Raw genomic sequence first — 23,756 nt, 5'->3', positions numbered from 1 at the left:
GCCGCCTATGGTCGCGACATGCCCCCCGCCCCACGCCGCACCGTGCTGTCGGTGTCGCGCCCGGCGGCGGTCGTGCTGGTCGCGGGGCTCGTCGTGACCACCGCGGCCTCGGGCCTGGTCCAGCGTCAGCTGCGCGTGGCTGCCGAGGACCGGCTGGACCGCCGCGCCTCGCTGGTGACCCAAGCCGTGCAGAGCGAGGCCGACCGCTACCAGGACGCGCTGCGGCTCATCGCCGCCTCGGCGGGCTCGACGCACCGCTTCACCCAGGAGCAGTTCGACACCGCCGTCGCGCCGCTGCGGGACATGGGGCTCGCCGGGGCCACGAGCGTGGCCTTCCTCGCCCCGCCCGTCGACGACGCCGGGGTCGCCCCGCTGCAGCGTCGGTGGCGGGAGCGAGGGGCAGCCGGCCTCACGATGGTCCCGTCGCCGGACGTCGACGAGCACATCTTCTCGATCATGAGCACGGCCCTCGACGGCGCGAGCCAGGTCCGGACCGGCATCGACGTCGCCGTCGCTCCCGCACCGGCCGCCGCCCTGCGCGAGTCGGCCGCGACCCGACGGGCAACGATCACCCCGTCCTACGTCCTCCTCATCGACCGGGACCTGCCGTTCGACCAGCGCCAGTCCTCCTTCGCCCTGACCGTCCCGGTGCGCCACGACGGACGACTGCGCGGCTGGATCCTCATGGGCATCCGCGGCCAGGACTTCGCCGGCGGGATCCTCAGCAGGTCGGCCCAGGGGGTCATCGGCGCCCGGGTCACCGCCACCGGGGCCGACGGGCAGCGCGTCGACGTCGCGACCGTCGCGCCGTCGTACCCCGGCGAGCCGGACCTGCGGCGCACCACCACGGTCCGGGTCGCCCAGCGCACCTGGACCCTCTCGACGTACGGCGACTCGCACCGGATCGTGCCGCTGATGGAGTGGTCCCCGTGGCCGCTGGTCGTGCTCGGCCTCCTCATCACGCTGCTCCTCGGCGGGCTCGTGCAGTCGCTGTCGGCCCGGCACAGCCGCGCGGAGTCGCGTGCCCGTGAGGCCGACGAGCAGCTGCGCGGGGTCACCACCCGGCTGGAGGACCTGATCTGGTCGGCCGAGGTCCACCTCGACGGCTCGATGCCGGCGGCCTTCCTGAGCCCCAGCGCGGCGGCGGTCCTGGGCCTCGACGACCTCACCGGCGTCGACCTCGGCGGCGTCGACCTCGCCGAGCAGCTGCGCCGCCGGACGCTGGAGGAGGACCGCCCCGACCTGGAGGCGTTCTTCGACACCCTCGCGCTCGGCGACCCCGCCGAGGTCGAGACCCGCATGCGGGCCGACGACGGGACCGTGCGCTGGATGTGGTCGCGCGGGTTCCCACGGCGTGACGGGGCCCGGCTGGTGGTCGACGGCATCACCTCCGACGTCCACCGGCGCAAGCGGCTGGACCAGCAGCGCAACCAGTTCCTCGCCATCGCCGGGCACGAGATGCGCACGCCCCTCACGATCATCCGCGGCTATGCGGAGTACCTCATGGCCGAGGACGTCGACCCCCTCGCCCGGCGCCACGGCCTCGAGGCGATCAGCCGCCGCAGCCGGCAGATGGAGTCGTTGCTCTCCGACTTCTTCGACCTCAGCCGCCTGGAGACGGGCATGATCCGGCTCGCCAGGCAGCCCGTGCGCCTCGACGAGGTGCTGGTCGGCGCGCGCGAGGACTTCGAGGCCGCCGCCCGGGAGCACGAGGTCGACCTCGAGCTCGACCTGGAGGCCGCGACCGTCGACGCCGACCCGGTGCGGCTGCGCCAGGTCGTCGACAACCTGGTCGACAACGCCGTGAAGTACTCCCGTCCCGGCGGCCGGGTCCGCGTGAGCCTGCGCCACCACCACCTCACCGACGTGCGCCTGGTCGTCTCCGACGACGGGATCGGCGTGCCGTCGGAGGAGGTCGCCCTGATCTTCGACCGCTTCTACCGCGCCAGCAACGCCGAGCCGCACGTCGCCAACGGCACCGGCCTCGGCCTGTCGGTCGTCGCGGCGATCGTCCACGGGCACGGCGGTCGCATCGAGGCCAGCAGCCCGCCCGGGCAGGGCCTCACCGTCACCGTCACCCTGCCGGTCGCGGCCACCGCGAGCGCGGCGGACGACGACGAGGGCACTCCGGCGGACGCCATGATGGGCGCGTGAGCGGCGACCGACCGCGCTAGGACCCGGCGGGGAGGACCTCGACCTCGTCACCCACCGCGATGCTCGACGGCCCGTCGAGCTCCGGCACGAGCCGGACGCCGAACCACGTCGCGCCGTCCCAGCGGCGGTGCCGCGCCAGGGTCCGGATCGGCTCCTTGGTCGTCGCCAGGTCACGGTCGACGGTGGTCATCGTGCAGCGGTCGCACAGCTCGCCGAGGCGGTAGGTCGTCGCGCCGACCCGCAGGCGCTGCCACCCGTCCTCCGCGAACGGCTCCTCGCCGTCGACGACCAGGTTGGCGCGGAACCGGCGTACGGCGTCCTCGCGCGCCAGCCACTCCTCGCCCTGGGTCTCGGTGACCCAGTCGCGGAGCCGGTCCACCGAGCTCTCGGTGACCAGGTGGAGCGGGTTGGTGTCGGCCAGGCTCAGCCGGTCGCCCGGACGGCCGCCGTGGCCCTCCGAGACCGAGCGGGGCAGGTCGTCGCCCTGGTGGACGAGCACGACCTCACGACCGACCACGCCGGACAGCCAGCGCGACGCCCCCGGGTCCGCGGCACGCAGCCGGTCCATGCGGCTCAGCGTGGTGGCGACCATCGGTGCGTCGAGGGCGGGCACGGCCACCTCGACGGTCTCCTCGCCCCGGTCGAGCCGGACCCCCGCCGGGGTCGGCGTGGCCCGCACCCCGAACAGCACCGCCCGCTCGAGGCTGGTCAGGGTCCGCCCCTGCTCGTCGAGCACCGCCCACCGGCGGTCGCCCTCGAGGCCCAGCGGGGTCACCACCGACTCGGTCAGGTCGACCCCGCCCATCGACTTGACCGGGAAGAGGCTGAGGCCGGTGATCCGCACGCCGTGAGCCTAAGCGGCACGAGCCGTCCCGCCCCGACGCGGCAGGGGACGTCGTGCTGCCGATGGCCAGTCGGCTGCTACGTGCTCGGATCCGTCAGGCGACGCCTCGGTGCGGCTCGCAGGTGTGCGCGCTCGCCCTGCTTGCCGACCAGGCTGAGGAACTCGACAGGGCCGGCGCTGGTGGCACCGAACCAGTGCGGGGTACGGGTGTCGAACTCGGCGGCCTCGCCGGGCTTGAGGATGAGGTCGTGCTGGCCGAGGACGAGACGTAGCTGTCCGTCGAGGACGAACGCCCAGTCGTAGCCCTCGTGGGTGCGCAGGTCCGGTTCGTCGTCGTCTCGGCCTGCGGGGAGCACGAACTTGTACGCCTGGATGCCCCCGGGGCGTCTGCTCAGCGGCAGGATGGTGCGCCCGTCGTCGGTCGGCAGCGGCTCGAGGGTGATGCGCGGGTCGCCGGCGGGTGGCGCGTCGACGAGCTCGTCGATGGTCACGCCGTGCGAGGCAGCCAGCGGCAGGAGCTGCTCGAGGGTGGGTCGACGGAGCCCGGCCTCGAGGCGCGACAGGGTGCTGACCGAGATGCCGGTCTCCGCGGAGAGCTCGCTGAGGGTGAGGTCGCGCCGCTGGCGCAGCTCCTTGAGGCGGGGGCCGACGGCGTCGAGGGTCTGGTCGATGTCCACGCCGGCCATCGTGCGTTGCCTTTTGCCATTCGGCAACAGTCTTTGCGTTCCTGCCCTGCTGAGAGACATCCTCGTCGTGCGCTGCTCGCCGCAGCCCCCCGACTGAGGAGACCGAGAACCCGATGGACCACACCTTCGACAGCGACTACTGGGACCGGATCTGGTCCGGCGACCGCGCGACTGCCATGAGGTCGAGCGCACCGAACCCGCACCTGCTCGCCCAGGCGGCCGACCTGGCGCCCGGCTCGGCCCTCGACGCCGGCTGCGGCGGCGGCGCCGAAGCCATCTGGCTGGCGAGCCGGGGGTGGACGGTCACCGCGGCCGACATCGCCCGCACCGCGCTGGACTTCGGCCGCGAGCGCGCCGCCACCGCGGGACTCGGCGCCCGGGTGGAGTGGGTCCAGGCCGACCTCTCGACCTGGCAGCCCGAGGCCACCTACGACCTCGTCACCACCCACTACGCGCACCCCGCCATCCCGCAGCTGGAGTTCTACGGGCGCATCGCCACCTGGGTCGCCCCGGGCGGCACCCTGCTCATCGTCGGCCACCTCCACCCCGGCCAGCACGACCACACGCACCGGGATGAGGGCCACCCGCCGGCCGAGGCTTCCGCGACTGCGGCCGCCATCACCGCGCTCCTGGAGCCGGCCACGTGGGACGTCGTGACCGCCGAGGAGTCCCAGCGCACCATGACCGGCCCCGGCGGCCGCGAGAGGACCATCCACGACGTCGTCGTGCGCGCCACCCGCCGCCCCTGAGCCCTGAGCCCTGAGCCCTGAGCCTCACCGCCGGCACCCCCCCAGCTCGGCCGACACCGCGACGGGCGCGCATCAGTCGCGGGGGTAGGTGCCGGTCGAGGTGACGAGGTAGCTGAAGCCGATGGGCGAGGTCCACAGGTAGGCGCACGGAGGCCCACCGGATTCGGGGGCCGGGGCTCTGCTCACGCAGCCAGTCGGGCATCCACGGGTCGGGACCGGCGGGATCGAGGTCGAAGACCGAGTCGACCCGCTTGTAGGTCCACGCCTGGCCGGGTGGTCCGCCGTCGTCCATCGGGACGTAGGCAGTCGTGTGGTCGAGGTCGAACCTGCCGCGGTTGGTGCAGAACGGGAAGACACACGTGTCGTCCCGGAGCTCGACCATCGCCCGGACGTGGTCCGGGGCCTCGTAGGCGTCGACCGAGTGGTTGCGGTTGAGGTCGACCACGGGGGTGACCTTGACCCGGACTCCCGGGGCGAGCTCGGCGATCCAGCGCTCGATCGCCTCGCGGCTGATCGGAGAACCCGCGTGGGGCAGGCCGCTGGCCTCGACGCGTGCGACCTGCGAGCTGGTGTGGAGGTGGACGTGGAGGGGACGGTCACCACCGAAGACCGGCCGGCTGCGGTGCGGCCGCCGGTCGCGACGGACCCGGGAGTCGGTCGCGACGGCGGACCCGCTCTCCGGGTCGAGCACGTCGACGGCGGCGGCGGAGAGGTCGAGGGCGTGCTGCGGGTCGGCCAGGATGCCGAGGCCCTTCGCCATGCGCACCTGGTGCGAGGACTCGTCGCCGAGGAGCTGCTGCTCGTGCGCCTTGACCTCCAGGGCGTCCTTGAGCGCCAGGAGGTCGGGGACGTCGGCGACCGCCTCCAGGCGGCCGGTGCCGTTGGGCCGGGAGTCCTCGGTGACCAGCTCGTCACCGCCGTGCTCCAGGTCGAACCAGACCCCGCGATCCTCGGCGGCTGCGCGCTCATCGGCCGCGGCGCGCTCGGGGTCGAAGCGCTTGATCGCTGCCGCCACCAGACGCTTGATGCGCGTGAGGGTCAGGGTGCGTGCGAACGGGGCGAGCTGCCGGTCGACGAAGTCCGCGGCCTCGTCGGACAGGGACCTGGTCTCCCGGGCGACCTGGCGCGCCATCCAGGCAGCCAGCCTGCCGGCGTGGACCGCGGTCCACAACCGGGGCAGGCGTTCGCGCAGCTCGAGCGCCTCCTCGGTCCGGGCCCGGGCGGCGCCCTGGCTGATGCCGAGGGCGGCGGACAGCTCGGCGAGACAGAAGTCGTCGACCGGCACCCCGGACATCATGATCGGCTCGGAGTGGCCCTCGTGGCCGGGCAGCAGGGCAGCGCCCGCCCACGACTCGAGAGCGTCGGTGCGGTGGTCGTCGGCCCACCCGACCAGGTCGAGCAGGTCCTGGGCCTCGGACGCCTCACGGGCGCGGCGCCGGGTCTGCATCCGCGAGAGCCGGGCCGTGCGGTCCCACCCACGGGTCAGCTCACCGAGGTCGTGCTCGACCTCGGCCGTGCCGAACGGGTAGTGCGCCATGGATCCATCAGACCAGCGCCCACCGACATTCAGTTTCAGTGGCAGGGTCCGCGGGCGGCTCCTAGCCTGGGCCGGTGACCCGACTGCTGGTGCTGCTCGCCGTCCTGCCCACGCTCCTCGCCGGCCTGCTCACCGGCGCGGTCGAGGCGTCCGCCCGGGAAGCCGCGCCCGCGACCAGCGCGCCGACCGTGGTCCGCGCCACCGACCTGCCCACGCGGCTGCGGCCCGTCGGCCGCTGGATCGTCGACCCGTCAGGACGCGTGCGCCTGCTGCACGGGGTCAACATGGTCTACAAGCGCCGGTCCTACTCCCCCAGCCAGGTCGGGTTCGGCCGCGACGACGCGGCGTTCCTGCGACGCCACGGGTTCGACACCGTGCGGCTGGGGCTGATCTGGAAGGCCGTCGAGCCCCGCCCGGGGAGGTACGACGACGACTACCTCGCCAAGATCCGTCGGACCACCAGGATCCTTGCTGCACAAGGGATCTGGGTCCTCCTCGACTTCCACCAGGACCTCTGGAACGAGCGGTTCCAAGGCGAGGGCGCCCCCGACTGGGCCGTGCTCGACGACGGCGTCCCGGCGCAGCCGCAGCTGGGCTTCCCCTACAACTACTTCGGCAACCTGGCCCTCAACCGGGCGTTCGACCACTTCTGGGCCGACGACGCCGGCCCCGGTGGCGTGGGGCTGCAGACGCGCTACGCCCGCGCCTGGCGCCACGTCGCGTCGTACTTCAAGGGGACGCCGGGCGTCCTGGGCCACGACCTGTTCAACGAGCCGTGGCCCGGCACGGGCTGGCAGACCTGCGCCAACACCGAGGGGTGCCCCGTCTTCGACGCCACCCTGCAGGCCTTCAGCCAGCGCAGCATCGACGCGATCCGCCGCGTGGACTCACGCACGCCGGTGTTCTACGAGCCGCACGTGCTGTTCAACAACGGCGCGAGGACGAGCGTGCGCCCCACGGGGTCCCGGCTGGCGTTCTCCTTCCACGACTACTGCCTGACCGCCGAGGCCGACGCCGAGGGGGCCGGCGAGCTGGCCTGCCACATCTTCGACGACCTGGTCTTCGACAACGCCGACGCGCACGCCGACGAGACCGGCGACCCGCCGCTGCTCACCGAGTTCGGTGCGACCACCGACCAGCCGACGCTGCGCGGCATGGTGCAGCGCGCGGCCGCGCACCTGACCGGCTGGCAGTACTGGGCCTACTGCGGCTGCGACGACCCGACCACCACCGGTCCCGGCGCGACCCAGGCGCTCGTGCTCGACCCGGCCGAGGCACCGCGCGGCAAGAACGTCGACTGGGCCAAGATGCGCGCCCTCGTCGTGCCCCACCCGGCAGTGGTCGCCGGCACCCCGCTGACCGATCGCTACGACCGGGCCACCCGCCGCCTCGTGGTGACGTGGCGACCGGCCAAGGCCGGTGCGCTGAAGGGGCGCTTCCGCCACGGCTCCCGGACGGTCGTCTCGACCCCGGCGTACGTCTACCCGAAGGGCTACCGCGTGACGGTGACCGGTGGCCGGGTCGTCTCCGACGCGAACGCCGCCCGGCTCGTCGTCGCCCAGAGGGCCGGCGTGACCCGGGTGCGGGTCGTCGTCACCCCGCGCTGAGAGTGCGGTGGCTCAGGACTCCTGGAGCTCGGACCTGAGCTTGAGGACGGTCGTGCCGTCCTCCTGCTCGATGACGTAGGCCGGGTCGTCGTCGCTGCCGTTGCGACTGATCGACTCGCCCTTGCTCTGACGCGTCACCTTGTCGTGGTGGACCTCGGCGACCTTGCCCTCGGCGGCGCTGGAGCCCCACTTCCACGAGACCGTGCTGCCCTTGCGGATCATGCGTTCCTCTCCTCCTGCGACAGCCCGACCAGTCGGTGGTGCGTCACCCCTACCCGGCGTGTCCGGCTGGCGAAACCTGGACCACGCCCTCTAATCTGTAGTGACTTACTCAGATTAGGAGAAATAGTGGCCGCACCCGCTCGCTCCCGCATCGCCATCCTCGGGGCCGGCGCGTCCGGCGGCATGGGCTTTCGCGCCGAGCGGGGCCGGCTGGTCGACGCCAACGGGATCGCCGAGGCCCCCTGTGGACGCTCGGCTCGCTGCGCCGCGGCGAGCTGTGGGAGTCCACCGCCGAGGCCTCGACCGCGTTCGACCCCGGCTTCGCCCCGGGCCACGCCGCGTTGGCGATGCTCGGCCACGAGGCCGGCGCCACCACGGACGTCACCGCCGCGCTCGAGGCAGCCCAGGAGGCCGTGCGACGACGTGGTGACGACCGCGAGCGCTCCCTGGTCGACGTGGTGCCCCGGCGCGTGGCCGACGTCAACGGCAACGGCGCCGGAGCGCTGATGAACCACATCGCGCAGCACCCCCGCGACGTGCTCGCCGTCTCCGCCGCCGTCCCGACCATCGCGTTCTCGGGCGTGACCGACGTGCAGCAGGGGGCGTGGGACCTGGTCGAGGGCCTTGCCCCGGCGTACGGCGACCACTGGTGGTACATCTCGCTGCCGGCCTTCACCCGCCAGGACCAGGGCCGCTTCGAGGAGGCGGGCTGGCTGGCGGAGAGCGCGCTGACCTGTGAACCGTCCTCGGGCCACGCGGTGCACGCGCAGACCCACGTCAGCGCCGAGACCGGCCAGCACGAGTCCGGGCGGGCGTGGCTCGACCACTGGGTCACCGAGAGCGGCCGCGCGGCCATCCACCGGGCGCACTTCTCGTGGCACGCCGCCCTGCACGAGCTCGCGCTGGGAGACACCGAGGCGGTGCGTCAGCGCTCCTACACCCAGCTCGGACCCGGGGCCGTCACCGGCGTCCTCGCACTCGTCGACTCCGCGTCGCCGCTGTGGCGCTGGCGGGTGACCACCTCCGCGTGGCCCGCCGGGGCCGCCGACGGCGCCGCGCCGCCGGCCTCCTCCGTGCTCGGGACCATCGAGCCCGAGCTGCTGGCGGAGCCCCGCACGCCGTTCGTGGCCGTGCACGCCGCGCTCGCGCTCGCGGCCGACGGTGACGCCACGCGGCTGGCCGCCCTCGAGCGCCGCATGCGGTCGGCCCGCGGCGCGATGCGCACCGTCGTCGCGCCCCTGGGCACGGCCCCGGGCGCCTCGCTCGAGGATCGCTGGGTCGAGGCCGCCGACACCCTCGAGGAGATCGTCCCGGCCCTGCCCGAGGTGGGCGGGTCGGCCGCCCAGCGCGAGGTGGTCGAGGAGACGTTGCTCCTGGCCCTCGCGCATGCCGGGTGGGCCGACCGCGCCCGCGCCGTCCTGGACTCCCGTCTCGAGCGGCGGCCCTCGCCGCTCGACCTGCGCCGCCGCGACTCGCTCCGCACCCACGACCAGCGGGTCCCGGCATGACGGCCGTCGCCACACGGCCGCCACTCGTCGGCCTTCCCGAGGTGCGGGCCCACCGCACCCGGGAGGGCCGGCTGGACTACGTGACTGTCCAGCGCGAGTCCGGCGGCGTCGTGCGGGTGCTCGGCTGGTTCGACACCTGGTCGGAGGCCGACCGCTCGATCCACCCCGGCCGCCGCGGCGCGGAGCTCGCCCTGGACGTGGTGGGAGTGGTCGCCTCGGTGGCCCTCCGGGTGATCCGCCCGCGGCTGATCCACTAGCAGCAGCACGCTCTGGGGCCCGGCCGGCCGACGACGCACGCTGGCCGCATGACGACCACGACGACCTACGGACGGCTCGAGGACGAGCTGGTCCGGCGACTCATGCACCAGCGCATCATCGTGCTGGGCGAGGCCCTCGAGGAGGGCAACGGCAACCGGCTGATGCACCAGCTCCTGCTGCTCTCGGCCGAGGACCCCCGCTCCGACATCAGCCTCTGGATCAACTCCCCGGGCGGCTCGGTCTCGGCGATGCTCGCGATCCACGACGTGATGCGGCTGGTCCCCAACGACGTCAGCACGCTGGCGATGGGGATGGCGGCGAGCGCCGGGCAGTTCCTGCTCTCGGCCGGCACCCCGGGCAAGCGCTACGCCCTCCCGCACGCCCGGGTCCTGCTGCACCAGGGGTCGGCCGGCATCGGCGGCACGGCCATCGACATCGAGATCCAGGCCGAGGACCTGCGCAAGACCCGCGACACCGTGATCGGGCTGGTCGCCGAGCACACCGGCCAGGACGTCGCGACGATCGAGCGGGACTCGCGCCGCGACCGGTGGTTCGACGCGCAGGAGGCGCTCGCCTACGGCTTCGTGGACCGGGTGATCTCGTCGGTCGACGACGTGGCGCCGGCGCACACACGCTCGATGGGGCTGATGGCGTGAGCTCCTTCACGATCCCCTACGTCGTCCAGCACACGCCGCGGGGCGAGCGGACGATGGACCTGTTCTCACGGCTGCTCGCGGACCGCATCGTCTACCTCGGCACCGAGCTCGACGACGGCGTCGCCAACGTGGTCATCGCCCAGCTGCTGCACCTGGCGTCGGAGTCGCCCGAGACGCCGATCAACCTCTACCTCAACTCCCCCGGTGGCTCGATCACCGCGATGCTGGCGGTGTACGACGCGATGCAGTTCGTCTCCACGCCCGTCCACACCACCTGCGTGGGGCAGGCCGCCTGGACCGCGGCCGTGCTGCTCGCCGGCGGTGAGCCCGGGCAGCGCGCGATCCTCCCGCACGGTCGGGTCGTGCTGCACCAGCCGGCCGCCCAGGGCCGCGGGACGATCCCCGACCTGATCCTCGAGGCCGACGAGGTCGCGCGGGTGCGCACCCTGCTGGAGGAGGTCCTGGCCCGCCACACCGGACGCACGCCCGAGCAGGTCCGCGAGGACACCGACCGCGACCTGGTGCTGCCGGGGCAGGCGGCGGTGGACTACGGCATCGCCGACGTGGTGCTCAGGAGCAACGCCTTCTCAGGCGGCCAGGCAGAGCGCGCCGTGCGGGGCGCCTGAGGCACCGGGCGCCGAGGTCACCGAGGTCACCGAGAACGGCGTCGACGCGACGGCGACGACCGACTGCACGGTCAGCAGCCCGAGCTCGCGCACCGACAGGTCGAGCGCGCCGGCGACCGCGGCCAGCATCTCCGAGGACGGGTCCTTGAGGCCGCGCTCGATCTCGGAGAGGTACTGCGTCGAGACGCCGGCCCGCTCGGCGACGTCGCTGAGGCGCTCGCCACGTCGGGTCCGGACCGTGCGGAGCGTGGCGCCCACCAGCTCGCGCCACAGAGGCTCGTTGCTCATGGGTCGAGCGTACGGCGGCGGTGGGGCCGAGCGGTCGCGGTTCGTTCTGCTGTGCGCAGAACGGTCAGCGGTCGAAGGCGGCCCGCACGGCTGCCATGTCCGCGCCGCCGAGCCCGTCCTCGGACGCGCGCTCGTAGTACGACGCCAGCGCCTTGAGCAGCTTGGGCGGGACGTCGGCGGCCTTGGCGGCCTCGACCATGAGGGCGATGTCCTTGCGGACGCCGTCGACGGCGAAGGACGGGGTGTCCCAGTCCTGCTCGATCATCAGCGCGCCCTTGAGCTGCACGTAGGGCGCGTCGACCGGGCCGCCCTTGACCGCCTCGAGGAACAGCGCGGGGTCGACCCCCATGCCCTGCGCGAGGGCGAGGGCCTGCGCGGTCCCGGCGTTGACCGTGGCGACCCAGGAGTTGCACGCCAGCTTGAGCGCGCTGGCCTGGCCGACCTCCTTGCCGACCACGACCGTGCGCGAGCCGATCGCCTCGAGCACCGGCTCGGCCCTCGCCCGCGCCTTCTTCGGCCCCGAGAGGAGCACGACGAGCTTGCCGTCCTCGGCGGGCTGCCGCGTGCCGAGCACGGGCGCGTCGAGCAGGCGCTCGTGGGCCTGGGGCACCTCCTTGGCGATGCGGCGGGCGCCCTCGGGGCCGACCGTGCTCACCTGGAGCCAGACGGCGTCGAGGCGCAGCGCGTCGACGATGTCGTCGGTGACCGCGAGGACGCTGTCGGCGTCGAAGAGGACGGTCAGGACCGCGTCGGCCTTGCGGACCGCCTCCCTGACCGAGCCGACGGCGGTGATGCCCTCCTGCTCGACGGCCTGCGCCTTCTCGGGCGAGCGGTTCCACACCCGCACGGTGTGGCCCTCGCGAGCCAGCGAGCGCGCCATCGCAGCGCCCATGATCCCGGTGCCGAGCACCGCGACGGTGAGTCGAGTCATGTCACTGATCGTGCCACCGCTCGTTGAGCAGCCCATGAGGACCCCGACGAGGATGCCGCGAAGCCTGACCGCCGCGGCGGCCGCCACCCTGGTCGGTGGCCTGCTGAGCCTGGTGGGCACGAGCCCGGCCACCGCCGGCACGGACCCGGCCTGCGCGCGCTGGATGGACCGCCGCGACTCCGCATCCGAGCGGGCCGACGCGCTGGTCGGGGCGATGTCGCTCGACCAGGAGCTCCACATGCTCACCTTCGGCGACCCGCCCTGGGTGACCTACTACGGCAACGCCGGCCACGTCGACGGCATCCCCGAGCTGTGCGTCCCCGACCTCGTGCTGTCCGACGCCGGGTCCGGCGTGGCCGGGATGCACCTCGCCACCACGGTCTTCCCGTCCGGCGTCGCACAGGCCTCGACCTGGGACCCGGCGCTCGAGCGCGACCTCGGCCGGGCCATCGGGGCCGAGGCGCACAGCAAGGGCGTCAACGTGATGCTGGCCCCGGGCATGAACCTCGCGCGCACGCCGTACAACGGCCGCAACTTCGAGTACTTCGGCGAGGACCCCCACCTGTCCTCGGAGATGACCGTGCCGTTCATCCGCGGCATCCAGGACAACCCGGTGATCGCCGACGCGAAGCACTTCGCGTTCAACGAACAAGAAGTCGACCGCATGACGATCGACACCCACGTGCCCGAGCGCGCCGCCCGCGAGCTCTACCTCGCGCCGTTCGAGGCGGCGGTGAGGCGGGCCGGCGTCGGGTCGATCATGTGCTCCTACAACCGCATCGACGGCAAGCACGCCTGCCAGAACCGCGCACTGCTCACCGGGATCCTCCGCAGGGACTGGGGGTTCCGGGGCTTCGTGGTCTCCGACTGGGGCGCGACCCACTCCACCGCCCCGTCGGCCAACGCCGGGATGGACCTGGAGATGCACGCCTTCGCCTCCTCGCTGCCCGCGACGAGCGTCTTCGGCGCCGGGTCCCGCTACTACGGCGCGGACTCGCTCAGGGCCGCCATGGCGAAGGGCTCGATCACGCGCACCCGCATCGACGCGATGGTCCGCAACATCACCCGCTCGATGTTCGCGCAGGGGCTGTTCGACCACGTCGTGGCACCCGGACCCGTGCCCTACCTCTCCGACGTCTCCACCCCCGAGCACCGCGCGCTCGCCCGCCGCGTCGCGGCCGAGGCGACCGTGATGCTCAAGAACCACGAGCACCTCCTGCCGCTGCGCAACGTCGACGGCGGGCGCACGATCGCGGTCGTCGGCTACGCCGCCAACCCGGTCGGCGCCGCCAACTCGGTCTCCGGTGGCGGGTCCTCGCGCGGCCCCAACCTCCCGCCGCGCATCGTCAGCGCGCTCGAGGGCATCCAGGCCCAGGCCGCCGCCCACGGCGACCGCGTGGTCTACGTCGAGGGGTCGAACGTCGAGGACGCCCGCCTCGCGGCGCAGGCCGCCGACGTCGCCGTCGTGGTCGCGACCGACGGGTCCTCGGAGGGGACCGACCGGCCCGACCTCGGGCTTCGTCCCTCGGCCTGCGTCACGCTGTTCTGCCAGTCGGTGCCGCTGGAGCAGGAGAAGATGATCGCCGCGGTCACGCAGGCCAACCGGCGCAACGTCGTGGTCCTCGACATCGGTGCTCCGGTCCGGATGCCGTGGCTCTCCGACGCCGGCGCCGTCCTCGTCCCGTGGTACGGCGGGGCGGAGCACGGCAACGCCCTCGGCGCGGTGCTCTACGGCGAGCTCGAGCCCGGCGGACGGCTCCCGCAGACCTTCCCGCGCTCCGAGCGCCAGGTGCGGTTCACCCCGGCGCAGTACCCCGGCCGCGACGGCCGCGTCACCTACTCCGAGGGCCTGCACGTGGGCTACCGGTGGTACGACGCCCAGGGCGTCTCGCCGCTGTTCCCGTTCGGCTTCGGGCTCGGCTACACGACGTACTCCTTCCGCGACCTGGCGGTGCGCCGCGACGGCCGGGGCGCGCTGGTCCGGGTCACGGTCCGCAACACCGGGACCCGGCCGGGCAAGGCCGTCCCGCAGGTCTACGTCGCCTACCCGGCCAGGGCCGGTGAGCCGCCGAGGCAGCTGCGCGGGTTCGCCGCCGTACGCCTGCAGCCGGGTGAGTCCCGGCGGGTGACGATCCACCTGCCCCGCCGCGCCTTCGCGCGCTGGAGCCCGAGCCGGCACGCGTGGGTCGTCACGCCCGGCACCTACCGGGTCCGGGTCGGCACGTCCTCGCGCCACTTGCCCCTGCGCGGCAGGATCGAGTGGTGAGCCAGAGATTCGCGTTCGACTGGGACGCCGCCTACCGCGTGGCCGGTCTGCCCTTCGGCATCACGCCCTGGACGGCGTACGCCGAGGTGAGCCCGACCGCGCTCCGCGTGCGCTACGGCCCGTGGTCGCTGCGCACGGCGCTGTCCAACATCACCTCGGCGACGCGGACGGGCGGCTACACCTTCGTCAAGACGGCCGGCCCGCCGCACCTGTCGTTCAGCGACCGCGGCGTGTCCTTCGCGACCAACGGGCGGGCCGGCGTCTGCGTGCGGTTCGACCGGCCGGTGCCCGCGATCGACCCGACCAAGCGGATCGTCCACCCCGGCGCGACGCTCACCGTGGCCGACCGCGAGGGCTTCGCCGAGGCGCTCGGGGTGTCGCTCGGGGGTTAGGCGTCGCGCGGGTCTGGGTAGGTAGGTGACATGTCAATTCCCACGATCACCCTGAACGACGGCACCTCGATCCCCCAGCTCGGGTTCGGTGTCTTCCAGGTCCCGCCGGAGGACACCGCCGAGGTCGTGACGCAGGCGCTCGAGATCGGCTACCGCCACATCGACACCGCCCAGATGTACAAGAACGAGAAGGGCGTCGGCGAGGCCGTCGCCGCCTCGGGCCTCGCCCGCGACGAGCTCTACATCACCTCCAAGCTCAACAACGGGTTCCACAAGCCCGACGACGCGCGCCGCGCCTTCGACGGCACCATGTCGGCGCTGGGCCTCGACAAGGTCGACCTCTTCCTCATCCACTGGCCGCTCCCGACGCTCTACGACGGCGACTTCGTCTCCACGTGGCAGACGATGCTGTCCTTCGTCGAGGACGGCCGCGCCGCGTCGGTCGGCGTCTCCAACTTCCAGCCGGCCCACCTCGACCGCATCGTCGAGGAGACCGGCAAGGCGCCCGCGGTCAACCAGATCGAGGTCCACCCCTACTTCGCCAACAACGCCGCCCGCGAGGCCTCGCACAAGCACGGCGTCGCGGTCGAGGCCTGGTCGCCGATCGCCCAGGGCAAGGTCCTGGACGACGGCACGATCACCGACATCGCCGAGCAGGTTGGCCGGACCCCGGCGCAGGTCACCCTGCGGTGGCACGTGCAGCGCGGCGACATCGTCTTCCCCAAGTCGGTCACCCCGGCCCGCATGAAGGAGAACTTCGAGATCTTCGACTTCGAGCTCGACAAGGAGCAGATGTCGCTGATCGACGGGCTCGACAAGGGCGAGGACGGCCGCCAGGGTCCCAACCCCGACACGTTCGACTACGTGCCCGACTGACCCCTCCCGTCGTACGGTGCCGGGGTGAGCGACCTGACCTCCCTGATCAGCACCGCACGGCAGCAGTCGCTGGGCGACCTGCCCCGGCGCACCTCCCGCAACGCACCCGACCGGGTCGCGCTCGTCGACGGCCCGACGACCATGACGTACGTCGAGCTGGCGGCCTGCGTGGACCGCACGGCGGCCGCGCTGGCTGCCGAGGGGCTGGTCAAGGGCGACCGGGTCGCGCTGCTCAGCCACAATTGCTGGCAGTTCGCCGTGCTCGACTTCGCCACCGCCCGGCTCGGGCTGGTGCTGGTGCCGGTGAACTTCATGCTCGGCGCCCACGAGATCGCCTTCATCCTGGCCAAGGCCGGGGTGAAGGCGTTCGTCGTCGAAGACGCCCTCGTGCCCACCGCCGACGAGGCGGTCGCCGAGAGCGGGCTCGAGGTGCCGGTCCGCGCCGCCATCGGCCCGCGGGGAGCCGACGTCTCCGGCACCGGGTGGCCCGACGCGCAGGCCTGGTTCGACTTCGACGGCACGCCACCCGGGGTGCTCGTCGCCGACGACGACCCGGTCCGCATGATGTTCACCTCCGGCACCGAGTCGCGTCCCAAGGGAGCGCTGCTCTCCAGCCGCTCGCTGCTGTGGCAGTACGCCTCGTGCGTCATCGACGGCGAGATGAGCGGCGACGACGTCGAGCTGCACACGCTGCCGATGTACCACTGCGCGCAGCTCGACTGCTTCCTCGGCCCCGACGTCTACCTCGGCGCCACGAGCGTGATCCTGCCCGGCCCCGACCCGGGCGCGGTCCTCGCCGCGATCGCCGAGCACCAGGTGACGAAGTACTTCGCGCCCCCGACGGTGTGGATCGGCCTGCTGCGGCACCCCGACTTCGACTCCACCGACCTCTCGTCGCTGCGCAAGGGCTACTACGGCGCCGCGGCCATGCCCGTCGAGGTGCTGCGCGAGCTGCAGGAGCGGCTGCCGTCGATCCGGCTGTGGAACTTCTACGGCCAGACCGAGATGGCCCCGCTGGCCACGATCCTCAAACCGCACGAGCAGCTGGCGTACGCCGGCTCGGCGGGCCGCGCGTCGGTCAACGTCGAGACCCGCATCGTCGACGACGCCGACCAGGACGTGCCGGCCGGGACGGTCGGCGAGATCGTGCACCGGTCGCCGCACGCGACGCTGGGCTACTACGAGGACGAGGCCAAGACCGCCGAGGCGTTCCGCAACGGCTGGTTCCACTCCGGCGACCTCGGCTACGTCGACGAGACCGGTCATCTCTACGTCGTCGACCGCAAGAAGGACATGATCAAGACCGGCGGGGAGAACGTCGCCTCGCGCGAGGTGGAGGAGGCGATCTACGAGCTGGAGGGCGTCGCGGAGGTCGCAGTCTTCGGCGTGAGCCACCCGCGGTGGATCGAGGCGGTCGCGGCCGTCGTCGTGCCCAAGGAGGGCGCCAGCCTGGACCCCGAGCAGGTGCGGGAGCACGCGCGGTCGGTGCTGGCCGGCTACAAGGCGCCGAAGTACGTCGTCGTCGCCGACTCCCTGCCCAAGAACCCCTCGGGCAAGATCCTCAAGCGCGAGCTGCGGCAGGAGCACGCCGACCTCGCGGCCGGTGACTCAGGGGCCTGAGATCCCCAGCGCCCGGGCGAGCTCCTCGTCGACCTCGACGTGGGCCTTGTCGTCCGCGATGCGCGTGACCTGGCGCCACTCGTCGCCGCACACCCAGAACAGGTTGGGGCTCAGCGGACCCGGCGCGTCGGAGAACCCCACCATGGTGAAGCGGAAGAGGTTCTCCATCGCGAGCGCGGAGTCGGGCGTGCCGTCGAGCACCCGCCACACGACCTGGTGACGGAACGGCACCCCCACGAGCAGACCGAGCGAGAAGTCGGTGCCCGGCGAGAACCTGCGCACCAGGTGGTCGGCGACCAGCGCCGTGCTGCCGGTGAAGAACGAGTCGCCGGTGACGACGTCGAAGGCGCCGGCTCCCCCGTCGGTGCCGACCCGTCGGTGCTCGAGCTCGTCGGACAGCGCCACCGCGACCAGGTTGGCCCGGCCGGTCAGGCGCCAGCGGGCGAGACCGCCGCGCTCGTCCCAGTAGTCCTCGCGCGGCGTGCTCACGGTCTCGGGGAGGTCGACGGAGAGGATCGCGAGCAGGTCCGCACCGACGGCGACCGCCTGGGGGTGCCAGCTCGGGTCGGGGAAGCCCGCCCGCTCGACCAGCCGCAGGTGGACGCTGCCGAGCAGGTCGTCGTCGGTCAGGGACTCGATGTCCTCGGGGTCGACGAGGGCGGTGACGTGGCGACGCACGAGGTCGGGCCACTCGCGCTCGGGCGCGTCGTTGCACAGCGCGGCGAGGTTCCACAGGCCGAGCGTGCGGCCGCCGTCGTCCTCCATGTGGTCGGCGTGGACGACGACCTCCAGGCCCGCCTCGGCGAACGTCGTGCGGACCAGGTCGCGCAGCTTCGCCGCCTGCGCCAGGGTCAGCGGGAGGTGCGGGTCCGGTGGCGAAGGTGGCGCAGAGCGCCTGAAGAGACCCATGCCCCCACTCCTACCCAGCCCCACCCTCCCCAAAGGTGAGATCGACGCCCGATCGGCTGGGACTCACCCCGTCAGGGTCCTCCCTCACCCTGCTCCCGCTTGAGCCGGATCACCGTCTCCAGGTCGAGGGCGTGGCTGCGCCGCCACTCCTTGAGGCGCGCCTGGTCGGCGGCGTGCTGGTCGACCGTGCCGCCGGTGCGGATGTGGTGCCAGCGCAACGCCTGCTCGGCGTACGCGACGTAGGCCTGGGGCCGGGCGCGGCGGATCGCGTCGAGCGCCTCGACGGGGTCCCAGCCCAGGGTGAGCATGACGGCGTAGCCCAGGGAGGGTCCGCGGTTGATGCCCATGTGGCAGTGCGCGAGGACGGTCCCGCCCTCCTCCAGGGCGGACCGGATCCAGGCCACGCCCTCGTCGAACCACTCCAGCGGCACCTGCTGGCCGGCGTCGTCCATGCCGTGGTGGAGGTAGGTGATCGCGGGGGCGCGCTCGGCGACGTAGTCCAGGTCGTCCCACTCCACGCGTACGTCGACCACGTGCGTCACGCCGAGCTCGACCAGCTCGGCGAGCTGGCGACCGGCGAGGTCGTCGTCGCGGGCGTCGAGGTCCCCACCGACGAGCAGCCGGTCGGTGACGAAGACCGCGTCGGCGATCCGGGGCTGGCGTGGGTCGGGCATCACGAGGCCTCCGCAGGCGCGGGCCGCTGCGACGCGAGCCGCCGGGCGCGGCGCTGGCTCAACCCGGCGACGGCGACGCCGACGAAGGTCAGGACGGCCGCGACGTAGGTGCGGACCGTGACCCGGGAGGGGTCGGTCGCCAGGTCGACGAGGACCGCGGCCAGCACCTGCCCGGCCACGGTCGCGAGGCCGAACATCAGCACGCCGACGACGGGCACCAGCGCCGCCGCGCCCGCGATGAAGCAGACGCCGATCAGGCCACCGGAGTAGAGCCACCACTCACCCGGCAGGCCCTCGAGGTGCCCGGGCAGGAGCAGCGTGAGGAGCAGCGCCACGACGAGTCCGGCGGTGCCGACCACGAAGTTGTTCCAGGTGGCGATCCAGGGGCTGCTGCGCCGGCCGACCTGGGCGTTGACCGCCTGCTGCACCGCCGTGCCACCGCCGGCCACGAGCGGGAGCAGCGCCAGGACGACGACGAGGAGGCCGCCGGAGAGCGAGTCCGCCCCGGAGATCACGACCGCGAGGACCGCGAGCCCGGCGCCGACGACGCGGCCCGGGGTCACCACGGCTCGCCCCGCCGGTCCGAGGCCGTAGTGGTCGACCACGAGCGCCGAGCTGGTCTGTCCGGCCACCACCGCGACCACGAACAGGGCGACCCCGATCGTCTCGACGCTGAGGCCCTGGGTGGCCACCAGCGCGGCGCCGGCGAGCCCGCCGAAGGTGTGCCAGCGCGGCAGGTCACCGGAGGACACCGCCGCGCGCAGGCGGCGCAGGTCGCGCCGCCAGGCGGGGAGCACCAGGAGCAGCGCCGAGAGCACCACGAGCCCGGTGCCGAAGCTGACCAGCGCGGCCCCCAGGCCCGCCCGCGGCCCGGAGCCGAGGCGCCCGGCGAGGGTGCCGTTGATCTTGCTCTGCAGGGTCACCATCACCCCGACGACGAAGGCCCCGGGGAGTGCGACGGCCCGCAGCCAGGCCGGCTCGTCATGCGTCATGCGCGTCCACCAGCCCCTTCTACCCCACGCCGCCGAGGACGAACGCGGATCCCGTCACGACGAGCACGGCGAGGAGGGCACCGCCGCCCACCACCTGCCGCAGGGGTACGGCGACGCCGCGCCGCCGGCACGCCTGGAGCCAGAGCAGGGTGGCCAACGAGCCCCACGGCAGGACGACCGACGCGGCGTTGGTGCCGACCAGCAGCGCCGCGGACAGGGCGGGCGAGGTGGCGGCGGGCTCGAGCGCGAGGTAGGCGGGCAGGTTGTTGACCAGGTTGCCGGCCACTCCGCCCGCCGCGCCGAGCAGCACCGGGTGGCCGGCCACGCGGTCGGACACCCCGGACAGCAGGCCGCCCGGGTCGCGGGCCACCACCGACCCCACGACCAGGAAGAGGCCGAGGGCCAGCGCGGTCGTCGCCCACGGCACGATCCGGGGCAGCCGCGCGAGCGTCCCGGGGCCGGACAGCGAGCGGGCGGGCACGAGCAGCACCAGCATGGCCAGGGCCGCCAGCCACGGGACCACCCCGGCCAGGACGAGGGCGGTGAACACCATCGTCGCGACCCCGGCGACCGCGACTGCCCGCCCGTCGTGCGACGCCGGCTCGGACGGCAGCGCGAACCGGCCGCGCAGGGCGCGTCCGTGGAGCAGCAGCACGACCACGACCGTGGCGACGAGGGCGACCAGCTGAGGCCGCCACATGAGCCCCGCGAAGTCGAGCGCGCCGAGGTGGAGCCGCTCGTGCGCGAGCAGGTTGGTCAGGTTGGAGACCGGCAGCAGGAGCGAGGCGGTGTTGGCCAGCCAGAGCGTGGCGAACGCGAAGGGCAGGACCTCGACGGCGAGCTCGCGGGCCACGCTGACGGCCAGCGGCGTCAGCATCACCGCGGTGGTGTCCAGGCTGAGCAGCACCGTGCAGGCGGTGCAGATCGCGACGTGGAGGGCGAAGAGCACCGGGACCCGCCCCCGCGCCCAGCGGGCGGCGCGGTGGGTGATCACGTCGAACAGCCCGATCTCGTCGAGCAGCTCCGCCGCGACGGCCGCGAGCACGAGGAACAGCAGGATCGGCCAGGTGCGGGCCCCGACGTCACGGGCCGCGCCGGCCGGGAGGACGCCGGTGAGCACCAGCACCACCCCGAGCAGCAGGAACCCCCAGCCGGGGAGGCCGGGGGTCCTGAGCAGCTGCACGGGTTCATCCTGCCGGGTGGGCCCTCAGCCCGACCCGAGCCCCTTGTCCCGGGCGCGGATGATGATCTCCGCCCGGTCGGTGGCCTGCAGCTTGGCCAGGATGTGGGTGACGTTGTTGCGCACCGTCTTGGGCGAGAGGAAGAGCTCGGCGGCGATCTGCGGGTTGCTGCGGCCCGCGGCGATGCGGTCCAGGATCTCGGTCTCGCGCTCGGTCAGCTCGGGGAACGGCCGCACGGGCCCCGACGGGGCGGGCGCCAGCACCTCGGCGATGCGCGCCGCCAGGGACGCCCCGAACACCACTCCTCCCTCGTGGACCGTCGTGATCGCCCGCACGATCTCGTCCTGCTCGGCACCCTTGCGGAGGTAGCCCCGCGCACCCGCCCGCAGCGCGGCCAGCACGGTGCCGTCGTCCTCCCCCATCGTGAGCACCAGGACCCCCGTCGCCGGGTTGTCCGCCACGACGCGACGGGTCGCCTCGATGCCGTTGAGCTCGGGCATCTGGACGTCCATGATCACCACGTCCGGGCGGTGCTCCCGCGCGGCCGCGACCGCCTCCGCGCCGTCCCGGGCACGCGCCACCACCTCGATCCCGTCGAGGGGGTCGAGCAGCGAGGCCAGCCCGTCACGGAAGACGGGGTGGTCGTCGGCGATCACCAGCCGGATCGCGGTCGGTGCGGTCACGGGAGGGCTCCTTCCAGCACGGGTCCGGTGGCCTCGAGGCCGTGCGGCAGCAGCGCGCGGACCGTCGTACCCCCACCCTCGTGGCAGACCACCTCGCACTGGCCGCCGAGCTCCTCGGCGCGCTCGCGCAGCGACAGCAGGCCGACGCCGGCGACGACGTCGGGGCCGATCCCGCGCCCGTCGTCGCTCACGGTCACCACGACGGCGGCCGGCTCCTGGCGGACCGAGACGTGGCAGCGGGTGGCTCCCGAGTGGCGGACGACGTTGGTCAGCGCCTCGGAGACGATGCGGAGGACCGCCACCTCCACCGCGGCGGGCATCGAGCCCAGCCCGTCGGTGTCGAGGTCCACCGCGACCGCGCCGCGCGCCCGGTCGGCCTGCTGGGCGAGCGCTGCGGGCAGCCCGAGGTCGTCGAGCGCGGGCGGACGCAGGTCGTGCACGAGCCGGCGTACGTCATCCAGCGCCTCGGCGACCTCCGTGCGGGCCGTGCGCACCAGCGCGCGGGCCGAGGCCGGGTCCCGCTCGATCGCGTTGCCGGCGGCGTCGAGGCGCATCGCGACCCCGCCGAGGACCGGGCCGAGCCCGTCGTGCAGGTCGCGGCGGATCCGGCGGCGGTCCTCCTCGCGGGAGAGCACCAGACGCTCGCGGCTCTCCTGCACCTCCCGGGCCAGCAGCCCGGCGCGGACCGCGACCGCCGCCTGCCGGACCAGGTCGACCAGCAGGTCGCGGTCGCGCCGCGAGAGCAGGGACCGCAGGCCCTGGCGGGGCAGCACCAGCCGGCCGACCTGCTCGCCGCGGTAGGCGATCTCGACCTCGTGCACCTGGCTGGTCGGGGTGCCGTGGTCGGCCGAGACCGACCCCCCGCCCGGCAGGGCCACCTCGACCCTCGCGAAGGGCACCTTGAAGGCCCGGGCGACGGCGCTCGCCAGCACCGGCACCTGGCCCTCCACGCTGGCCGCCTCCTCGAGCCGGGCGGCGAAGCCGGAGACGACGTCGTAGCGGTCGGCCCGCAGGCCGAAGAGCAGCCGCCGCACGAGTCCGCCGATCGCGGCGCGCAGCGGGCCGTAGGCGGAGACCGCGAGCAGGAGCACGAGCACGGTGACCTCGCGCTGGGTCAGGCGCTCCCCCACCAGGGCGGTGACCGCCGACAGCACGGCGAGGTCGAGGACGAGCATGACGACGGCGACCGCGGTGAAGGTCAGCGTGGCAGCGACCAGCGCGTCGACGTCACCGAGATCGGGTCGCAGCACACCGATCCCGACCGAGGCCGCGTTGACCAGGATGATGACGGCCAGGGCGACCGAGCCGAGAGCGCTGCTGGCGGCCACGGTCAGCACCGCGACGCAGAGCAGGGTCACCATGCCGGCCCACAGCAGCCACGCCAGCTGCCGACGCTCCTCGGGCCCGGCACGACGGGCGCGGACGAGCACGACCGCGAACGTCGCCGGGATCGAGAGCAGCGTCAGGGTGCGGGACGTGAGCAGGATCGGCTCCATCACCGACATCCGCACGTCCAGCGGGACGATCTCGGTCCGCACGCGACCCGGCCAGGACTGGTCGAAGACGACGGCGTCCGGGGCCAGCACCAGCGCGAGGGGCAGCAGGGACCCGAGCACCAGGGCGGCCACCGCCGCCCACCGGCCCCGACCGCCCACGAGGTGACCGGTCGGGAACAGCAGCAGCACGACGGGTACGGCGAGCAGCAGCCCGGCCCCGGCGCGCGCGACGAGCCAGTAGGCGACCGAGAGGCCGGGCAGGTCGTGGACCAGGGCGTAGGTGGCCCACGAGAAGGCCAGCCCGTCCACGACCCAGAAGACGCCGAAGAACGCCAGGGCCCGGCCCACCGCGTGGCGTGGGAGCGCCGACAGCACCAGCGCGCCGGCGACCACCAGCGGCATGCCCGGCAGGCCGATCAGCCACCCGCGCGAGGTGATCGCCGCCGTGCGGTCCGCGTCGGTCACCGCAGCGTCGAGGGCGGCCGACCCGACCACCACCAGGACGCTCGCGGCGACCAGCAGGGCGGGGCCGGGACGCAGGCGGAAGCCGCTCGTCACGGCGTCGGGAGCGCTGGTCACGCGCCGAGTATCGCCCGGTCGG

Annotated in this window: 22 protein-coding genes and 1 pseudogene; 11 read left to right on the top strand and 12 right to left on the bottom strand. The window is 73.7% G+C overall.

Annotated elements, in window-relative coordinates; genetic code table 11:
* Positions 1 to 18 precede the first annotated feature (18 nt).
* Complete coding sequence (locus J2S63_RS15290) at positions 19 to 2,154, top strand: ATP-binding protein (protein ID WP_310303949.1); 2,136 nt, start codon at positions 19 to 21, stop codon at positions 2,152 to 2,154.
* A 16-nt stretch (positions 2,155 to 2,170) separates the two neighbouring features.
* Here J2S63_RS15290 and J2S63_RS15285 read toward each other — a convergent pair whose 3' ends face one another.
* The gene (locus J2S63_RS15285) at positions 2,171 to 2,998 is read right to left on the bottom strand and encodes an MOSC domain-containing protein (RefSeq protein ID WP_310303947.1); all 828 of its coding nucleotides are present in this window, start codon (positions 2,996 to 2,998) and stop codon (positions 2,171 to 2,173) included.
* A 77-nt stretch (positions 2,999 to 3,075) separates the two neighbouring features.
* On the bottom strand, positions 3,076 to 3,675 hold the full coding sequence (locus tag J2S63_RS15280; RefSeq protein ID WP_310303945.1) for a helix-turn-helix domain-containing protein: 600 nt from the start codon (positions 3,673 to 3,675) through the stop codon (positions 3,076 to 3,078).
* A 122-nt stretch (positions 3,676 to 3,797) separates the two neighbouring features.
* Between J2S63_RS15280 and J2S63_RS15275 the strand changes: the two genes are divergently transcribed.
* On the top strand, positions 3,798 to 4,433 hold the full coding sequence (locus J2S63_RS15275) for an SAM-dependent methyltransferase (RefSeq protein WP_310303943.1): 636 nt from the start codon (positions 3,798 to 3,800) through the stop codon (positions 4,431 to 4,433).
* Positions 4,434 to 5,373: 940 nt separating this feature from the next.
* Here J2S63_RS15275 and J2S63_RS15270 read toward each other — a convergent pair.
* A pseudogene (locus J2S63_RS15270) lies at positions 5,374 to 5,727 on the bottom strand (DUF222 domain-containing protein); the annotation flags it as partial.
* A 317-nt stretch (positions 5,728 to 6,044) separates the two neighbouring features.
* Here J2S63_RS15270 and J2S63_RS15265 point away from each other — a divergent pair.
* Positions 6,045 to 7,577 (top strand): cellulase family glycosylhydrolase, encoded by a 1,533-nt coding sequence (locus J2S63_RS15265; protein ID WP_310303941.1) that lies wholly within the window; start codon positions 6,045 to 6,047, stop codon positions 7,575 to 7,577.
* 12 nt (positions 7,578 to 7,589) lie between these two features.
* On the opposite strand, the gene J2S63_RS15260 is transcribed toward J2S63_RS15265, so the two are convergent.
* Positions 7,590 to 7,799 carry a hypervirulence associated TUDOR domain-containing protein gene (locus J2S63_RS15260; protein ID WP_310303938.1) on the bottom strand — a complete coding sequence of 70 codons (210 nt, stop codon included), beginning with the start codon at positions 7,797 to 7,799 and terminating at the stop codon, positions 7,590 to 7,592.
* A gap of 347 nt (positions 7,800 to 8,146) precedes the next feature.
* Here J2S63_RS15260 and J2S63_RS15255 point away from each other — a divergent pair, with 347 nt between their 5' ends.
* The 4 genes from J2S63_RS15255 to J2S63_RS15240 are packed head-to-tail and all read left to right on the top strand — an operon-like array spanning position 8,147 to position 10,847.
* Positions 8,147 to 9,307: a tetratricopeptide repeat protein gene (locus tag J2S63_RS15255; protein ID WP_310303937.1), complete on the top strand. Its 1,161-nt coding sequence runs from the start codon at positions 8,147 to 8,149 to the stop codon at positions 9,305 to 9,307.
* Positions 9,304 to 9,564, top strand: a complete 261-nt coding sequence (locus tag J2S63_RS15250) for a hypothetical protein (protein WP_310303935.1) — start codon at positions 9,304 to 9,306, stop codon at positions 9,562 to 9,564. Before J2S63_RS15255 ends, J2S63_RS15250 begins: the two co-directional genes overlap by 4 nt.
* Positions 9,565 to 9,612: 48 nt before the next feature.
* Positions 9,613 to 10,221, top strand: a complete 609-nt coding sequence (locus J2S63_RS15245; RefSeq protein ID WP_310303933.1) for a ClpP family protease — start codon at positions 9,613 to 9,615, stop codon at positions 10,219 to 10,221.
* The gene (locus J2S63_RS15240; protein ID WP_310303931.1) at positions 10,218 to 10,847 is read left to right on the top strand and encodes a ClpP family protease; all 630 of its coding nucleotides are present in this window, start codon (positions 10,218 to 10,220) and stop codon (positions 10,845 to 10,847) included. The genes J2S63_RS15245 and J2S63_RS15240 overlap by 4 nt, the downstream gene beginning before the upstream one ends.
* Here the strand turns inward: J2S63_RS15240 and J2S63_RS15235 are convergent.
* Positions 10,809 to 11,135, bottom strand: a complete 327-nt coding sequence (locus tag J2S63_RS15235; protein WP_310303929.1) for a helix-turn-helix domain-containing protein — start codon at positions 11,133 to 11,135, stop codon at positions 10,809 to 10,811. The genes J2S63_RS15240 and J2S63_RS15235 overlap by 39 nt on opposite strands.
* 64 nt (positions 11,136 to 11,199) lie before the next feature.
* Positions 11,200 to 12,066, bottom strand: coding sequence for an NAD(P)-dependent oxidoreductase (locus J2S63_RS15230; protein WP_310303927.1), 867 nt, complete (start codon positions 12,064 to 12,066; stop codon positions 11,200 to 11,202).
* 52 nt (positions 12,067 to 12,118) lie between these two features.
* Between J2S63_RS15230 and J2S63_RS15225 the strand changes: the two genes are divergently transcribed.
* Genes J2S63_RS15225 through J2S63_RS15210 form a run of 4 tightly spaced genes read left to right on the top strand, consistent with a single transcriptional unit; the run spans position 12,119 to position 17,220 of the window.
* Positions 12,119 to 14,332, top strand: a complete 2,214-nt coding sequence (locus J2S63_RS15225; RefSeq protein WP_310303926.1) for a glycoside hydrolase family 3 N-terminal domain-containing protein — start codon at positions 12,119 to 12,121, stop codon at positions 14,330 to 14,332.
* Complete coding sequence (locus J2S63_RS15220; RefSeq protein WP_310303924.1) at positions 14,329 to 14,724, top strand: hypothetical protein; 396 nt, start codon at positions 14,329 to 14,331, stop codon at positions 14,722 to 14,724. The genes J2S63_RS15225 and J2S63_RS15220 overlap by 4 nt, the downstream gene beginning before the upstream one ends.
* Before the next feature lie 30 nt (positions 14,725 to 14,754).
* Positions 14,755 to 15,600, top strand: coding sequence for an aldo/keto reductase (locus tag J2S63_RS15215; protein WP_310303922.1), 846 nt, complete (start codon positions 14,755 to 14,757; stop codon positions 15,598 to 15,600).
* A 24-nt stretch (positions 15,601 to 15,624) separates the two neighbouring features.
* Positions 15,625 to 17,220, top strand: a complete 1,596-nt coding sequence (locus tag J2S63_RS15210) for an acyl-CoA synthetase (RefSeq protein ID WP_310303920.1) — start codon at positions 15,625 to 15,627, stop codon at positions 17,218 to 17,220.
* Here the strand turns inward: J2S63_RS15210 and J2S63_RS15205 are convergent.
* From J2S63_RS15205 to J2S63_RS15180, 6 genes are all read right to left on the bottom strand, one after another.
* The gene (locus tag J2S63_RS15205; RefSeq protein WP_310303918.1) at positions 17,209 to 18,129 is read right to left on the bottom strand and encodes a hypothetical protein; all 921 of its coding nucleotides are present in this window, start codon (positions 18,127 to 18,129) and stop codon (positions 17,209 to 17,211) included. The genes J2S63_RS15210 and J2S63_RS15205 overlap by 12 nt on opposite strands.
* 71 nt (positions 18,130 to 18,200) lie before the next feature.
* On the bottom strand, positions 18,201 to 18,803 hold the full coding sequence (locus J2S63_RS15200) for a dual specificity protein phosphatase family protein (RefSeq protein WP_310303916.1): 603 nt from the start codon (positions 18,801 to 18,803) through the stop codon (positions 18,201 to 18,203).
* Positions 18,803 to 19,795, bottom strand: a complete 993-nt coding sequence (locus tag J2S63_RS15195; RefSeq protein WP_310303914.1) for a DMT family transporter — start codon at positions 19,793 to 19,795, stop codon at positions 18,803 to 18,805. Before J2S63_RS15195 ends, J2S63_RS15200 begins: the two co-directional genes overlap by 1 nt.
* 19 nt (positions 19,796 to 19,814) lie before the next feature.
* Entirely contained in the window at positions 19,815 to 20,978 is a 1,164-nt protein-coding gene (locus tag J2S63_RS15190; RefSeq protein ID WP_310303912.1) for an SLC13 family permease, read from the bottom strand.
* 24 nt (positions 20,979 to 21,002) lie between these two features.
* Positions 21,003 to 21,659: a response regulator gene (locus tag J2S63_RS15185; protein ID WP_310303910.1), complete on the bottom strand. Its 657-nt coding sequence runs from the start codon at positions 21,657 to 21,659 to the stop codon at positions 21,003 to 21,005.
* Positions 21,656 to 23,734 carry a histidine kinase gene (locus tag J2S63_RS15180; protein ID WP_310303907.1) on the bottom strand — a complete coding sequence of 693 codons (2,079 nt, stop codon included), beginning with the start codon at positions 23,732 to 23,734 and terminating at the stop codon, positions 21,656 to 21,658. The genes J2S63_RS15185 and J2S63_RS15180 overlap by 4 nt, the downstream gene beginning before the upstream one ends.
* Positions 23,735 to 23,756: the final 22 nt, after the last annotated feature.

It is taken from the genome of Nocardioides marmoribigeumensis (assembly GCF_031458325.1).
Lineage (GTDB): Bacteria > Actinomycetota > Actinomycetes > Propionibacteriales > Nocardioidaceae > Marmoricola_A > Marmoricola_A marmoribigeumensis.
This window is presented reverse-complemented; position numbering and strand designations above follow the sequence as displayed.

What these genes read in the sequence shown, in the direction of transcription:
- J2S63_RS15250 (WP_310303935.1), top strand. Translation starts at nt 9,304, where the DNA reads ATGACGGCCGTCGCCACACGGCCGCCACTCGTCGGCCTTCCCGAGGTG.
- J2S63_RS15245 (WP_310303933.1), top strand. Translation starts at nt 9,613, where the DNA reads ATGACGACCACGACGACCTACGGACGGCTCGAGGACGAGCTGGTCCGG.
- J2S63_RS15290 (WP_310303949.1), top strand. Translation starts at nt 19, where the DNA reads ATGCCCCCCGCCCCACGCCGCACCGTGCTGTCGGTGTCGCGCCCGGCG.
- J2S63_RS15225 (WP_310303926.1), top strand. Translation starts at nt 12,119, where the DNA reads ATGCCGCGAAGCCTGACCGCCGCGGCGGCCGCCACCCTGGTCGGTGGC.
- J2S63_RS15235 (WP_310303929.1), bottom strand. Translation starts at nt 11,135, where the DNA reads ATGAGCAACGAGCCTCTGTGGCGCGAGCTGGTGGGCGCCACGCTCCGC.
- J2S63_RS15260 (WP_310303938.1), bottom strand. Translation starts at nt 7,799, where the DNA reads ATGATCCGCAAGGGCAGCACGGTCTCGTGGAAGTGGGGCTCCAGCGCC.
- J2S63_RS15205 (WP_310303918.1), bottom strand. Translation starts at nt 18,129, where the DNA reads ATGGGTCTCTTCAGGCGCTCTGCGCCACCTTCGCCACCGGACCCGCAC.
- J2S63_RS15215 (WP_310303922.1), top strand. Translation starts at nt 14,755, where the DNA reads ATGTCAATTCCCACGATCACCCTGAACGACGGCACCTCGATCCCCCAG.
- J2S63_RS15255 (WP_310303937.1), top strand. Translation starts at nt 8,147, where the DNA reads ATGCTCGGCCACGAGGCCGGCGCCACCACGGACGTCACCGCCGCGCTC.
- J2S63_RS15195 (WP_310303914.1), bottom strand. Translation starts at nt 19,795, where the DNA reads ATGACGCATGACGAGCCGGCCTGGCTGCGGGCCGTCGCACTCCCCGGG.
- J2S63_RS15275 (WP_310303943.1), top strand. Translation starts at nt 3,798, where the DNA reads ATGGACCACACCTTCGACAGCGACTACTGGGACCGGATCTGGTCCGGC.
- J2S63_RS15200 (WP_310303916.1), bottom strand. Translation starts at nt 18,803, where the DNA reads ATGCCCGACCCACGCCAGCCCCGGATCGCCGACGCGGTCTTCGTCACC.
- J2S63_RS15230 (WP_310303927.1), bottom strand. Translation starts at nt 12,066, where the DNA reads ATGACTCGACTCACCGTCGCGGTGCTCGGCACCGGGATCATGGGCGCT.